Source organism: uncultured Alcanivorax sp., assembly GCF_947258575.1.
Lineage (GTDB): Bacteria > Pseudomonadota > Gammaproteobacteria > Pseudomonadales > Alcanivoracaceae > Alcanivorax.
The window spans coordinates 241,116-254,080 of sequence record NZ_CAMYIV010000004.1; the positions used below are offsets into that span (position 1 = coordinate 241,116).

Sequence of the window (12,965 nt, forward strand, 5' to 3'; positions counted from 1 at the left end):
CTCAACCGTGTTTGCCGGAAACGAAGGGATTGTTGACCCGCTCGTGACCGATGGTGGACATGGGGCCGTGGCCGGGGATGAAGGACACATCGTCATCCAGGGTCAGCAACTTGTCCTTGATGGCCTGGACCAGGGTGTCGAAATCCCCCTTGGGGAAATCCGTGCGGCCGATGGAGCCGTTGAACAGCACATCGCCGACTACCACCAGTTTGCTTTCCGGCTGGTAGAACACCACGTGCCCCGGGGTGTGGCCCGGGCAGTGACGCACCTGGAATTCGGTCTCGCCCACGGTGACCGTGTCACCGTCTTCCAGCCAGCGGTTCGGGGTGAACGGGCGTGATGGCGGAAAGCCCATCATCTGCGCCTGCTGGGGCAGCATGTCGATCCAGAACTGGTCGTCGGTGTGTGGCCCTTCGATGGGCAGGTCCAGTTTTTCCGCCAGCTCGGCCACGGCGCCGATGTGGTCCAGGTGGGCGTGGGTGACGAGAATCTTCTCCGGCGTGCCACCGACCTGCTGCAGGGCTTCCAGAATCTTGTCCAGATCCCCGCCGGGATCGACGATGGCCACCTTGTCGGTGGTGTCGCATTTCAGGAAGGAGCAGTTTTGCTGGAAGGGCGTGACCGGCAGGATGGCGTACTTCATGGCTGTCTATCGGGTAAAAAATGTGCCCGCAGTATAGCCGCAAACCGGAATCCGGTTCATTCCCTGCAAAGCGTAAATAATGGCAAATTCCGACGTGCTGCCGCGGCGGGGGACGGAGGCGGTGCTATTTTAGCGCCTTTATCTATCTCGCAAAGGAAAGGGAACCATGGAAATGGAACAGGTGCAGCCTTATCTGGATAAGGCTATCGAGCTTGGTATGGGCTACCTGCCCAAGGTAGTGCTGGCCATCATTACCCTGATAGTGGGGTTCTGGATCATCGGGCGGATCACCAAGGGGCTGAACCGGGTGCTGGGGCACAAGGCGGTGGACGATACCCTGCAGAAGTTCATGACCAGTTTTGTGGAGGTATTGCTGAAGCTACTGTTGCTGGTGGCAGTGGCCGGCATGGTTGGCGTGCAGACCACTTCCTTTATCGCCATGCTGGGTGCTATCGGTCTGGCGGTGGGCCTTGCCCTGCAGGGTAGCCTGGGCAACTTTGCCGGTGGTGTGTTGATCCTCTTTTTCAAGCCTTACCGTCTGGGGGATATCATCGACGCCCAGGGGCATATGGGCAGGGTCCACGACATTCAGATTTTTAACACTATTCTGATTACCTATGACAATCAGCGGGTGGTGATTCCCAACGGTCCCATGTCCAATGGTTGTATCAAGAATGTCTTTTGCGAACCGCAGCGGCGGGTGGATATCGAATTCGGCATCAGCTATGACGACAGCATCGCCGATGCCCGGGTAGCGATACAGTCCGTGATTGATAACGACGACCGTATCCTCAGTGGCGACAAGTTCAACCCCAATATTTTTGTCTCCGCCCACGCCGATAGCAGTATCAATATGCTGACCCGGGTCTGGGTAAATTCCGAGGATTACTGGCCGGTGTATTTCGGCCTGTTCGAGCAGGTCAAACTGGCCTTCGATAAGGCTGGCATTACCATCCCTTATCCGCAGCGGGATGTGCATCTGTATCAGCAGAGCTGAGCTACGAGGTAGGCTCGTTGGATAGGGAAGGTCTGGAAAGTTCCTCGTGCTTCGTCATCTCGACGAAGCCTCTGTAGGAGCGCCTCTCGAGGCGCGAACCGCGTGCGAACGCGGAATCGACCGCAGGGCGATCAGGGACGGCAGAGCTCGACAGGTTTCAAAAAAGATTGCTGCCGCTCGAATCTCTGTCGCCTCGCTACGCTCGGTTCGCACCTCAAGAGGTGCTCCTACATTCAATCGCGCCGCCAGCGGCGCTCCCGCAGCGGCGTTGTAGCTAGTGCCTAGCAGCTCGTCGCTGGAGGCGAAGCCGTGCTGCTTTACCGTTTCTCCAATACCACCGGCAAACCATCCTTGGGCATGATCAGCGGCACCTGTTGCACCGGCATTTCGTAGCCCGGCTTCAGGCTGACCTTGTAGCGCTGCAGAAAGTGGAACAGGAAGGTCTTGGTTTGCAGCTCGGCAAAGTTCAGGCCCAGGCACTTGTGGTGGCCACCGCCGAAGGGAATCCACTGGTAAAAGTGTTTTTTGTGCTCGGCGCGTTCGTTGTTGAAACGTTCCGGGTCGAAGGTGTGCGGGTTGCTCCAGTACTCTTCCATGTAATGGGTGAACAGGGGAGAGAGGTTGACCAGGGTGTTGCGCGGCAGGGTGTGGCCCTGGAAGGTCACTTCCTTCACGGTGCGGCGCGGGAAGGCGGTCAGCGGTGGTCGCATGCGCAGGGTTTCGCGGAACACCCAGCCGGTCTTTTCCAGTTTGGCCAGGTCGTCGTAGTCCAGGCTGTCCTTGTTCAGGTCGGCCATTTCTTCGGCCAGCTGATCCTGCCAGTAGGGGTGCTGCGCCAGCAGGTAGATGATGGAACAGAGGGTGCTGGTGGTGGTGTCGTGGGCGGCGAACAGCAGGAAGATCATGTGGTTCATCACGTCCTGATCGCTCAGGCCGCCTTCTTCTTCAGCGGCCTTGCACAGCTCGCTGAAGAAATCCGGGGTCTCGCTGGCCCGTTTCTGCGGAATCAGGTCGGTGACGAATTTTTCCAGGTAGCGGCGTCCTGTCATGCCCCGGTGCCAGAGGGTGCCGGGAATCGGCAGGCGTAATACCGCCAGGGAGGCATCCGCGGAGTCGATAAAGGATTTATTTACCTTGTCGGATTCCGGGCCCATGTCCAGGCCGAAGAAAATCTGCGCGCCCACATCCAGCAACAGCGCCTTGATATGGTCGAAGAAGCTGAGCGTTTCGCCGGTTTGCCAGGGCTGGATCTGGCTGCTGATATGGGCGTTCATGCGGTCCAGGTAGCTGGCCAGTGCCGGCTTCTTGAATGCCTGCTGCATGATGCGGCGATGAAATTTATGGTCGGCAAAGTCGCGCAGCATGAGCCCGTCGGTGAACAGCTTTTCCAGGAACGGGTTCCAGGCGGCGCGGCTGGAAAATACGTGATCCGGGTCCTTGAGGACAAACTCGTTTGCCTCTGGCCCAAGCAGGGTAACGCCGCGTTGAAACAGCACCGATCCCTTGGAGACCAGACCGTATTTTGCGGCCCGCCGGGTGACCAGCTTGTGGTAGTCCTTGAGGAACTCGATGGTGTCACCCAGTAACGGCGTACCATAATCCCCCGGAATATTGTCCAGCTTGCGTTGTGGCAGGCGCGGCAGACGGGCGGCATCCTGCTGGGCGGTTTCCATGCTGCTGCTCATTGTCAGCTCTCCCGATAAACACGTTGTATAGCGTCAATGTACTGTGAGCATACTGTGGCGAACAGGGGGCTGTTGGCAGCGGTCAATGCGGGATGTGCTGTCCAGCCACCATGGCATGGCTCGTGCTAGCATTGGCGCCATCATCAAGGAGAAATCTATGTCCAAGCCCGCGGCAGCCTTCGAGCCCCTGGCCCTGGCGGTATTGACCGTCAGCGATACCCGTACCCCGGATAACGACACGTCCGGGGACCTGCTGGTCCAGCGTCTGGAGGAAGCCGGCCACCACTTGCAGGCCCGCCAGATCGTCAAGGATGACATCTACCAGCTGCGCAAGGTGGTGTCCGACTGGATCGCCGACGAGCGTATTCAGGGCATTGTTACCACTGGCGGCACCGGCTTTTCCGGGCGCGACTCCACCCCGGAAGCCCTGGGGGTTTTGTTCGACAAGCACATCGAAGGTTTCGGTGAACTGTTTCGCCAGGTCAGTGTGGAGGATATCGGCTCGTCCACGATTCAGTCCCGTTGCCTGGCCGGGCTGGCCAATCGCACGGTGATCTTCTGCCTGCCCGGTTCCAATAATGCCTGCGCCACCGGCTGGGATCGCATCATCCGCGACCAGCTGGATGCCCGTCATCGCCCCTGCAACTTTGTCGCGCAGATTCGGCGTTGAGAGCGATGACAATGATGAAGGATGGAAGGATGCGACGATGAGTTTGATGCCGGTAGAGGACGCCCTGGCCCGGTTGCTGGACAGCGCCGCGCCGTTTGCCCGTGTGCAGGAGATCGCTGTTGGTGACGCCCGTGGCCAGTACCTGGCCCAGGACGTGGTGTCCCGCGTGGATGTGCCCGCCTTCGATAACGCCGCGGTGGATGGTGTGGCCCTGCGCTATGCGGACCTGGACGAGCCGGGACTGACCCTGCCCATGCCGCTGCGCGTTGCCGCCGGTGACCCGCCGGGTACCCTGATGCCGGTGCAGGTGGCACGGATCTTCACCGGCGCGCCGGTGCCCGCCGGGGCGGATACCGTTTTGATGCAGGAAGACTGTGAGATTGCTGACGGCCGGGTAAGGCTGCCGGCACAGGCGTCGGTCACCGATGGGCAGAATATTCGCCCGGCGGGCCAGGATGCCCGGTTGGATGAAGTGGTGATGCGCACCGGCCAGCGCCTGACTCCCCAGGCCGCGGGGCTGATTGCGTCGGTGGGCGTCTCCCGGGTGCGGGTGTATGCCCCCAGGGTGCTGGTGCTGACCAGCGGGGATGAACTGCAGGCCCCGGATGAGGCGCCGTTGCCCGGCAGGATCTACGACAGCAATGGCCCGCAACTGGAGCAGCTGCTGATTCAGAGTGGTTTTACCGATGTGCAACGGGAGCATCTGCCCGACGACCCGGCTATTATTCGCGCCACCCTGAGCCGGGCTCTCAGCGACCCGCAGCAGCGCCCGGATGTGATTATTTCTACCGGCGGCGTGTCCGTGGGCGAAGAAGATCATCTGCGTGCGGTGCTGGAACAGCAGGGCCAGCTTGATTTCTGGCGCTTGGCGATCAAGCCGGGTAAGCCGTTCACCTATGGCAGCGTGGATGGCATTCCGTTTTTCGGCCTGCCCGGCAACCCGTCTGCCGTGCTGGTCTGTTACCTGATGCTGGTGTTGCCCACCTTGCGTCGGGGCTGTGGTGCCGAAAATGTCTTGCCGGCACCGTTCCGGTTGCCGGCGGATTTTTCTGTCAAAAAAGCCGGCAAGCGGCAGGAATATTTACGCGTTCGCTGTGTGCCGAAGAACGGCAATATGATGCTGGAAAAACACCCCAATCAGAGCTCCGGCATGTTGAGCTCTGCGGTGTGGGCGGACGGGCTAGCGGTGGTGCCGGTGGGAGAAACGGTAGCGCCGGGAAGCATGCTGGCATACTGGCCGTTTCCGGCACTCATGTAGAAAAGTAGGGTGGATTAGCCTAAGGCGTAATCCACCAAAAAAAACGGCAAGCGGTGGATTACGCCTGCGGCTAATCCACCCTACGGTCGGTACATTGATGGAGTAAACGAATGACCCTGGAATCCACCCTGCTGGCGCGAGCCGACTCGGCCTGTGAATTGTGCGGTGCCGGTGAGGCGCTGGCGGTGTATGCGGTGCCGCCGGAAGGGGATGGCACGGCGGCGCAGAGCGCCTTGTTGTGTGAAACCTGCAGTTTTCAGATCGACAATCCCGGCAATGAAGATATCAACCACTGGCGTTGCCTGAACGACAGCATGTGGAGTCAGGAGCCGGCGGTGCAGGTATTGGCCTGGCGTATGCTGACCCGGTTGCGGGCGGAAGGCTGGCCCCAGGATCTGCTGGATATGCTCTATCTGGATGACGAGACCCTGGCCTGGGCCCAGGCCACCGGCGAAGGGCAGAGCGACGACGAAAAAGTCGAGCACCGTGACAGCAACGGCGCTGTGCTGGAGGCCGGAGATAGCGTCACGCTGATCAAGGATCTCAATGTGAAGGGCGCCAACTTCACCGCCAAGCGTGGCACACCGGTGCGCAATATCTCGCTGGTGCAGGATAACCCGGAGCAGATTGAAGGCCGGGTGGAAGGCCAGCGGATTGTCATCCTTACCCAGTTCGTGAAAAAGAATTGATGCCACATTCCCTGATCCTCGGTGGCATCCGTTCCGGCAAGAGTTCGCTGGCGGAACGCTTGGTGTCGGAGCAACCCGACCCGGTGGTTTACGTGGCCACGGCCACCGCCGGCGATGGCGAAATGAGTGAGCGTATTCGTCGCCACCAGCGACGCCGCCCTGCCAGCTGGGGGCTGGTGGAAGAACCGGTGGAGCTGGGCAGCCTGTTGAGCCGCCAGGCCACCCTGTCACCGCCGCCCTGTGTGTTGATTGATTGCATGAGCCTGTGGGTGAGTAATCTGTTGCATGCGGGAGATGTGGTTTTTGTGCGCGAAAAGGAAAATTTCCTGACGGCGTTGGCAGGCTATCCGGGATCGGTGGTGATCGTCAGTAATGAGGTGGGGCTGGGCATCATCGGCATGGACCCGCTCACTCGCCGCTTTGCCGATGAGCTGGGCTGGTTGAATCAGGCGTTGGCGAAAAAATGTGATCGGGTGGTGATGTCGGTGGCGGGGATTGCGCAAACGTTGAAGGGGGAGGCCTGCCCGTAGGAGCTATGCTTGCATGGCGAACCTCGCGTAGCGAGGCGGTAACGATCAAGGTTTGTCCCTCGTTGTTTCTGAAACCTGTCGAGTGCTGATATTCCTGATCGCCCTACGGTCGATTTCCGCGCAAGCGCGGTTCGCCATGCAAGCATGGGCTCCTACAGCGGCTTCGTAGAATGGCGGCGGGTTAGCCCCCGTGCCTCACCAGGCAACGCAAGGTGCCATGCTCGGTGTCATCAATGCGCACCTGCGAGCGGCAGGCGAAGGGGACCTGAAATCCCGCCATGGCCTTGCCCGGGCTTAGCCCCAGTACATGACTCAGCACCATGCGGATCACGCCGCCGTGGCAGACCAGCAAGACCCTCTGACCTTGTAGCGCCTGTTGCCACAGCGCCCAGGCGTCGCCGATACGCTGGTGAAAATCCTGAATGGTTTCGCCATTCACCGGCGGGTGGTTTTCCGCATCGCGCCAGAAGTTGGCCTGGTGATCACCGTACTCTTGCGCCACCTGTTCCCGGGTTTTTCCTTCCCAGTCGCCGAAGCTGATTTCCTTGAAGTCGTGGGCCACGGTGAAGGGAATATGCTGCTGCTCTGACAATTCGGCGGCGAATTCCCGGCAGCGCAACAAGGGCGAGGTGAGGATGTGATCCCACTGATCCCCCGCCTGGATGGCATCGCGCATTTGCTGCCAGCCCAGGTCGCTGAGTGGATCGTCCTTGTGACCGCGGTACATGTGCCCGCCGGCGGGTTCGCCGTGGCGGATCAGATCAAAAAGGGTGGTGGTCATGGTCTACTCCGCGTTGTTGACGCCGGCATCGGCAAAAGTCGCCATGCCGTTATGCAGGGCGCAGGCGCTGCGAATTAACGGCACGGCCACCGCCGCGCCGCTGCCTTCCCCCAAACGCATGGACAGGTTGAGAACCGGCTCTGCGTTCAGGGCGTCGAGCAGCCGGGTGTGGCCGGGTTCCCGGGAGTGATGGCCGAACAACAGCCAGTCACGTAGCTCTGGTCGTAACCGTACAGCAGCCAGGGCGGCGACGGTGACAATAAAGCCATCCACCAGCACGGGAATGCCTCGGACGGCGCAGCCTATAAGAGCGCCGGCCAAGGCGGCAATTTCAAAACCGCCCAGGGACGCGAGGACGGCCAGCGGTTCCCGGTTGTTTCCGTGGCGGGCCAGGGCCCGCTCGATCACGGTGGCTTTATGACTGACGCCATCCGCATCCAGGCCGGTGCCGGGCCCGGCCAGTGCCAATGCCGGCTCGGCCAGCAGGGCACAGGCCACGGCGCTGGCGCTGGTGGTGTTGCCGATACCCATTTCGCCACCGATAAAAAGCTGGGCATTCTGGTGTGCGGCGCGTTGGGCAGCACGATCACCGGCGGCCAGGGCCTGCTCCAGTTGTGCCGACGACATGGCCGACTCGCGGGCCAGATTGGCGGTGCCGGCGGCGATGCTGTCATCAATCACGCCGTCGGTGACAGGCGCCGGGCTGGCGGTACCCAGGTTGATCACGTCCAGCCGGGCCTGAAGATGCCGGGCCATGACACTGATGGCCGCCCCGCCGGCCACGAAATTGGCAATCATCTGCCCGGTAACCGCCTGGGGAAAGGCGGAAATGCCCTCTGCACAGACACCATGATCGGCGGCAAACACCGCAATGCTGATGCGGTCGGCAGCCGGTGTATCGGTGTGTTGCAGTGCAGCCAGATCCACCGCCAGTGCTTCCAGACGACCCAGCGAACCGGCGGGTTTGGTGAGCTGGCCCTGGCGTTCCCGAGCCCGTTGCCGATGGGGGGCGCTGGGGGAAGCCATCGGTTGTTGCCAGGGGTGAGCTAGATGCACGGAAAACTCCCGAAAAGGACAGAGGCCGGAAAGCGGCAAATCCTCTGCCCCGGTGGGTAGTGTGTCAAGTTGGCGGCCGGCCGGGTTGATGCCGGGCCGCCTTCGACACGCCCTTTATTGAGGTGATGGTTACTGTTGCGCAAACGCCAGGTCGACGGGCAGCAGGCTGGTGCTGACAAACCCGGTTTGGGTTTCCGTCTCAAGGTCGATGACGCGCAGGCCCGGTTTGCTATTGGTGGCATCGGCTACCCACAAACTACCTTGCGGGCCAATACCCAGGGTGCGCAGGTCCATGGCACTCAGGCCGGCAACGGCGCTGTCTGCCACCACGCCGCTGGTGGGGTTGAAGGCACGCAGGGTGATGTTCTGCCAACCGCCATAGCTCAGGTAGTAGCCGCGGGTGGCGTCGACGATCACGGTGCTGCCGATCAGGCCGGTGGCGGCGGTATCATCCACGCGCTGTTCCACTGCATAGCTATTCACATCCACCACATCAATGCCGCCGGTGTAATCCGGCGTAAAGGCACCCTGATTCTGGACCAGCAAGCCCAGGCTGTCGTGGTGAGTCAGACCCATGGGGTTCTTGCCAATCAGTGGGATGCCTTTCAGATCACCGCTGTCCTGGTTCGTGTCGATTTCCGTATCGCTGCTGGTGTCGAACACGGCCACATAGGCGGTATTGGTGGGCTGAAAACTGCCATCCAGCCGCTGCAGGGAGATGAAGAGCTTGCCATCAACGATGGTGCCGGCGGACATGTTGGGCACCCCCACGCCGTTGTCCGGGGTGTAGGCAGAGAGGTCGAGTTCACCGATCTTGAAATCGCCTTCTGTGTTGGCGGTGGGATCAACAATCCAGGCGGTGTCGCTACCGTAACGAATCAGGTAAGCCTTGTCCGGCTGGGCAAACACCAGGGTATAGGGATTGCTGGAATTGCCATCTTCACCATCGATGGCGGAGTAGGTCCATTCGAGAAGGGCGGGGTTGTCGAGATTTACCTTTTTGACGCGATCGGCCTGAAAGCGTTCATACAGGTAATAGTCGGTTCCGTTGGTGGTGACACCAATGTCGGAAATGGTGGGGTGGTAACTGCCGGAGCTGGTCTTGTCAGCCACGCTGACCAGTTCCACGGCACCGGAACTGAAATCCGAGGCGGCGGTGGCCACCACTACCACGCCTTCGCGGGCAGACACTTCTGCCGGTGCCGGGTTGCTGGAGTCGCCGCCGCAGGCGGTGAGCGCCAGGGTCAGAAAAAGCAGAGCCAGCGGACGTCGCTTGCTGTGATAGTGAGTAAAGACAGTGGCAATCATGGGCGTTCCTCACAGTTACGGTTCAGAGTGTCTGTTGCAGGTTGAGGAACCAGGTACGTCCCGGGCTCGGGAAGCGATTGAAATCCTGGTAGAGCTCGTCGGTAAGGTTTTTCACTTCCAGTCGCAGAGCCGTTTTCCGGTTTGTGCTCCATGCGTGCTGCCAGCCAATGGCGGCATCTACCGTGTTGCGGGCATCGGCTTCAAGCAGGTTGGCCGAGTCGTAATAAAGGTTGTCGTCGTAGCGCCAGGTCAGGTCCAGGGTGAAAGGGGAAAAGCGCCACTGGCTGTTGACCAGGCCGGACCGGTGATAGATGCCGGGGAGTCGTTTTTCATCCTGATCGGCAATCTGATTGGACAAGTTTTGCGAATCCTGAAAGGTGGCGTTGGCGGTGAGTGTCCAGTTGTCCAGGAGGGTGTACTGGGCTTCCAGTTCCACGCCGCTGAACTCTGCTTCCACGTTGATATAGCGACCCACGCCGCGGGCGTCATAGATGGCGGTGATAGCCGGATCGAGATGTCGCTGAAAGCCGGTGATTTCCAGATGCCCACGAGCCAATAGCCAGCGGGCGCTGAGGTCTTTGTTCAAGGATTCTTCTGCTTGCAGATCCGGGTTGCCGATAAACAGCCCTTGCTGACCGTACTGCTCCACCAGGGTGGGTATGCGAATCTGCCGGGCCAGGTTTGCGTAAAGCCAGAGAGAGTCGGTGGCAATCAGTCGGGTGCCGACTTGCCAGGCCTGATAACGGTTGCTGGTGTTGGTGCGCGCCAGGGTGCTGTTGACGTCGACGCTTTCGGTGTCGTCATCCACATTGAACTGGCGAATTGCCAGCTGGGTGCGCAGGCGCTCCTGATCGCTGTGCCACTCGTGGCTTAATGCGGAAGCGATAACGCGTCGCTCGCGGTGGCTGTCAGGGTCCTGTTGCAGCCGGTCGCGCTGATCCATGTCGTACCAGGCAATATCGACGGCTGCACTGAATTGATGATTGGCCTGTTGCCAGGTCGCGCTATTGTTCAGGGCAAGCTGGTCTACCCGGCTGCGCGTGTCATACGTGCCAATACCGACGCGGCCGACAAGATCCCGATAGCGCTCCTCGGTATCGCCGACCAGCAAGCGATGGCTGCTTTGCACGGCGCCAGCCAGCCAGCTGCTGTCCTGGTAATGGAGCTGAAGTCGTTGTTGTTCGGTGTGTAGCCTGGCCCGATTATTGGCCCAGTTCTGGATGCTCGGTATGCCCTGGTCCTTGTCGGACCATTGCAGCAGTGCATCAAGTTGGCGTTGCGGGGTGAAGCGGTAACCGAGTTTCAGGCTGCTGTCATTCTGCTCCACATCAGCATTGCGACGGGTGCTTTCTTCGCCGTCGGTGGGGTTGAACCATTCCGGTTCATTGGCATAGCGGAAGTCATTTTCGGCCTGCTGGCGGTTCAGTGACAGCCAGTAGTGGAAGCGCTCATGGCTACCGCTGTTGAACAGGCCATAACGTCGTGTGCCGAAGGAGCCTGTGCCCAGGTTGAGCCGTGTCGTGTCCCGGGTTTGCCGGCCCAGAGATTCCATGGCGACGATGCCGCCGACACCGGCCTGGGCGAAGCGGGCAGGGGCGTTACCGGGGTAGATCTGAATCTCTGCGATGTCGTGCAGGGTGTAAAAGCTCAGATCCAGGCCACCGTAAAGCGGATCATTGAGCAACATGCCGTCCAGGTAGACTTGAGTCTGTTTGCCGGTGGAGCCGCGAATGGAGACAGTGGAATAACTGCCCAGTCCGCCACTTTCACGAATCTGCACGCCGGTCTGGCGGCTCAGGGTGTCGGCGAGGGTGGTGGTGGTATTGTCGAACTGCTCACGGTCGACCACGCGAACCACGCTGGTTTCCTGGTAAGGCGTCAGTGTTGCGGCACGATTCACCGGCTTGTCGGTCACAACCACAGGTGCCAGCTGATTGCTGACGAACGCCTCGGCCAGACATGGCAAGGGGCTGGCGAGCAGGCACAGGGAAACCAATGTGTACGTGGGCCGTTTCATGACGCCTCTGATACGCATGCAAAAAAGGCCTGGCCTCCAGAGAGGTCAGGCATATGTGCTAGCTACCAAAGGGAAAAGGTGACATACCCCACGCTACTGCCCACCGCAGTCGCGTTGATAGCCGGTGGCAGGCCGGTCTCCGGGCTCTCGGTCGGGCGATAAAAAAACTCGCTCCGGCTCTGACGCCTTCCCGCTTGCGCAGTGGCTGGCTGTTAACCTGTCAGAGCCTTAACCGATTACCGTTGCGGGGGCAGCGCTGGCTTTTCACCAGTCTTCCCGTTTAATCTCCGCTCCTGAAACCGGGAGCGGCGACACCTGCCACGGATTGAATTCGATGGCGGCAATCCTAGTGGTCGCTGGCGAAAAGTCAATCGCGAGTGGCGGCAATTCTGCCATCCAGTCATATTCAAGGAGTCTGAAAATGTGCCGAAAAACCGGAAAGATGTCGGCTTCTTGTCAGTTTTTTTTGCTTTCTTTGTGTTTGATGACGGCGGCGGTGCCGGCTCTTGCTGCGCCTTGCGTACAGGATGATTCTGGCCGGCAGGTCTGCCTGGAGCAGCCGGCCAACCGCATCATTGCCTTGTCCCCCGGTGCCACCGAGCTGCTGTTCGCGGCCGGTGCCGGTGAAAAGGTGGTGGGGGCGGTGAGCTTCAGTGACTATCCGCCGGCGGCGGAAAAACTGCCGCGGGTGGGAAGCTACAAGCGGCTGGATCTGGAAGCGGTGCTGGCGCTGAAGCCGGATCTGATCATCGCCTGGCGCAGTGGTAATCCCATGGAACAGGTGGAGCGCCTGCAGGCCATGGGCGTGCCGGTGTACCACAGCGAGCCGCGCCGTTTTGACGACATCAGCACCACCCTGGAACGCCTGGCGGTGCTGGCCGGTACCGAGGCGGTGGGGCAGGGGGCGGCCGACGCCCTGCGCAGTGGCATGGATTCCCTGCGCCAGCGCTATGCGGAGGCGGCACCGGTGACGGTGTTCTATCAGGTCTGGGAAGAGCCGCTGATGACCGTGAATAACGACCACCTGATCAGCGAGGCGATCGAGATCTGCGGTGGCGTCAATGTGTTCGGGGAGCTGGCATCCCTGGCGCCCAAGATTAGCCGCGAGGCGGTGCTCGCCAAGGACCCGGAGGTGATCATCGCCGGTGGCATGGGCGAGGATGATCCGGCCTGGCTGGATCCCTGGAAACAGTTCTCTTCCCTGCGTGCGGTGCAGTACGACAACCTGTTCTTTGTGGCGCCCTCCACCTTGCAGCGGCCCACCCCACAGATGCTGGCCGGCACCCGCACCCTGTGCAGCCATCTCGACACCGTGCGCGCCCGTGATTAGT

General features: G+C 60.7%; 12 protein-coding genes and 1 riboswitch. Of the genes, 6 read left to right on the plus strand and 6 right to left on the minus strand.

The genetic code is table 11. The annotated features are described in order from the left end of the window. Position 1: 1 nt before the first annotated feature. Positions 2 to 643 carry an MBL fold metallo-hydrolase gene (locus Q0Y02_RS04640; protein ID WP_297765031.1) on the minus strand — a complete coding sequence of 214 codons (642 nt, stop codon included), beginning with the start codon at positions 641 to 643 and terminating at the stop codon, positions 2 to 4. 166 nt (positions 644 to 809) lie between these two features. Here Q0Y02_RS04640 and Q0Y02_RS04645 point away from each other — a divergent pair, with 166 nt between their 5' ends. After that, the gene (locus Q0Y02_RS04645) at positions 810 to 1,640 is read left to right on the plus strand and encodes a mechanosensitive ion channel domain-containing protein (protein WP_272979995.1); all 831 of its coding nucleotides are present in this window, start codon (positions 810 to 812) and stop codon (positions 1,638 to 1,640) included. Positions 1,641 to 1,957: 317 nt separating this feature from the next. Here the strand turns inward: Q0Y02_RS04645 and Q0Y02_RS04650 are convergent, their stop codons facing one another. Beyond that, the gene (locus tag Q0Y02_RS04650; protein WP_297765037.1) at positions 1,958 to 3,325 is read right to left on the minus strand and encodes a cytochrome P450; all 1,368 of its coding nucleotides are present in this window, start codon (positions 3,323 to 3,325) and stop codon (positions 1,958 to 1,960) included. Between the two features lie 157 nt (positions 3,326 to 3,482). Between Q0Y02_RS04650 and moaB the strand changes: the two genes are divergently transcribed. From moaB to cobU, 4 genes are all read left to right on the plus strand, one after another. Beyond that, positions 3,483 to 3,995 (plus strand): molybdenum cofactor biosynthesis protein B, encoded by a 513-nt coding sequence (gene moaB / locus Q0Y02_RS04655; protein ID WP_297765040.1) that lies wholly within the window; start codon positions 3,483 to 3,485, stop codon positions 3,993 to 3,995. A 37-nt stretch (positions 3,996 to 4,032) separates the two neighbouring features. Further along, positions 4,033 to 5,253, plus strand: a complete 1,221-nt coding sequence (gene glp / locus Q0Y02_RS04660; RefSeq protein WP_297765043.1) for a gephyrin-like molybdotransferase Glp — start codon at positions 4,033 to 4,035, stop codon at positions 5,251 to 5,253. A gap of 110 nt (positions 5,254 to 5,363) precedes the next feature. Further along, positions 5,364 to 5,942 (plus strand): alkylphosphonate utilization protein, encoded by a 579-nt coding sequence (locus tag Q0Y02_RS04665; RefSeq protein WP_297765046.1) that lies wholly within the window; start codon positions 5,364 to 5,366, stop codon positions 5,940 to 5,942. Beyond that, positions 5,942 to 6,472, plus strand: a complete 531-nt coding sequence (cobU, locus tag Q0Y02_RS04670; protein ID WP_297765049.1) for a bifunctional adenosylcobinamide kinase/adenosylcobinamide-phosphate guanylyltransferase — start codon at positions 5,942 to 5,944, stop codon at positions 6,470 to 6,472. The genes Q0Y02_RS04665 and cobU overlap by 1 nt, the downstream gene beginning before the upstream one ends. Positions 6,473 to 6,653: 181 nt before the next feature. Here cobU and Q0Y02_RS04675 read toward each other — a convergent pair whose 3' ends face one another. The 4 genes from Q0Y02_RS04675 to Q0Y02_RS04690 form a co-directional block, all read right to left on the minus strand. Beyond that, positions 6,654 to 7,253 (minus strand): histidine phosphatase family protein, encoded by a 600-nt coding sequence (locus Q0Y02_RS04675; protein WP_297765052.1) that lies wholly within the window; start codon positions 7,251 to 7,253, stop codon positions 6,654 to 6,656. A 3-nt stretch (positions 7,254 to 7,256) separates the two neighbouring features. Then, the gene (cobT, locus tag Q0Y02_RS04680) at positions 7,257 to 8,309 is read right to left on the minus strand and encodes a nicotinate-nucleotide--dimethylbenzimidazole phosphoribosyltransferase (protein ID WP_366516903.1); all 1,053 of its coding nucleotides are present in this window, start codon (positions 8,307 to 8,309) and stop codon (positions 7,257 to 7,259) included. A 129-nt stretch (positions 8,310 to 8,438) separates the two neighbouring features. After that, the gene (locus Q0Y02_RS04685; protein WP_297765055.1) at positions 8,439 to 9,617 is read right to left on the minus strand and encodes a hypothetical protein; all 1,179 of its coding nucleotides are present in this window, start codon (positions 9,615 to 9,617) and stop codon (positions 8,439 to 8,441) included. Positions 9,618 to 9,639: 22 nt separating this feature from the next. Next, positions 9,640 to 11,634 (minus strand): TonB-dependent receptor, encoded by a 1,995-nt coding sequence (locus Q0Y02_RS04690; RefSeq protein WP_297765057.1) that lies wholly within the window; start codon positions 11,632 to 11,634, stop codon positions 9,640 to 9,642. 112 nt (positions 11,635 to 11,746) lie between these two features. Further along, positions 11,747 to 11,968, minus strand: a riboswitch (cobalamin riboswitch). Between the two features lie 150 nt (positions 11,969 to 12,118). Between Q0Y02_RS04690 and Q0Y02_RS04695 the strand changes: the two genes are divergently transcribed. Further along, positions 12,119 to 12,964 carry a cobalamin-binding protein gene (locus Q0Y02_RS04695; protein ID WP_297765059.1) on the plus strand — a complete coding sequence of 282 codons (846 nt, stop codon included), beginning with the start codon at positions 12,119 to 12,121 and terminating at the stop codon, positions 12,962 to 12,964. Position 12,965 lies beyond the last annotated feature (1 nt).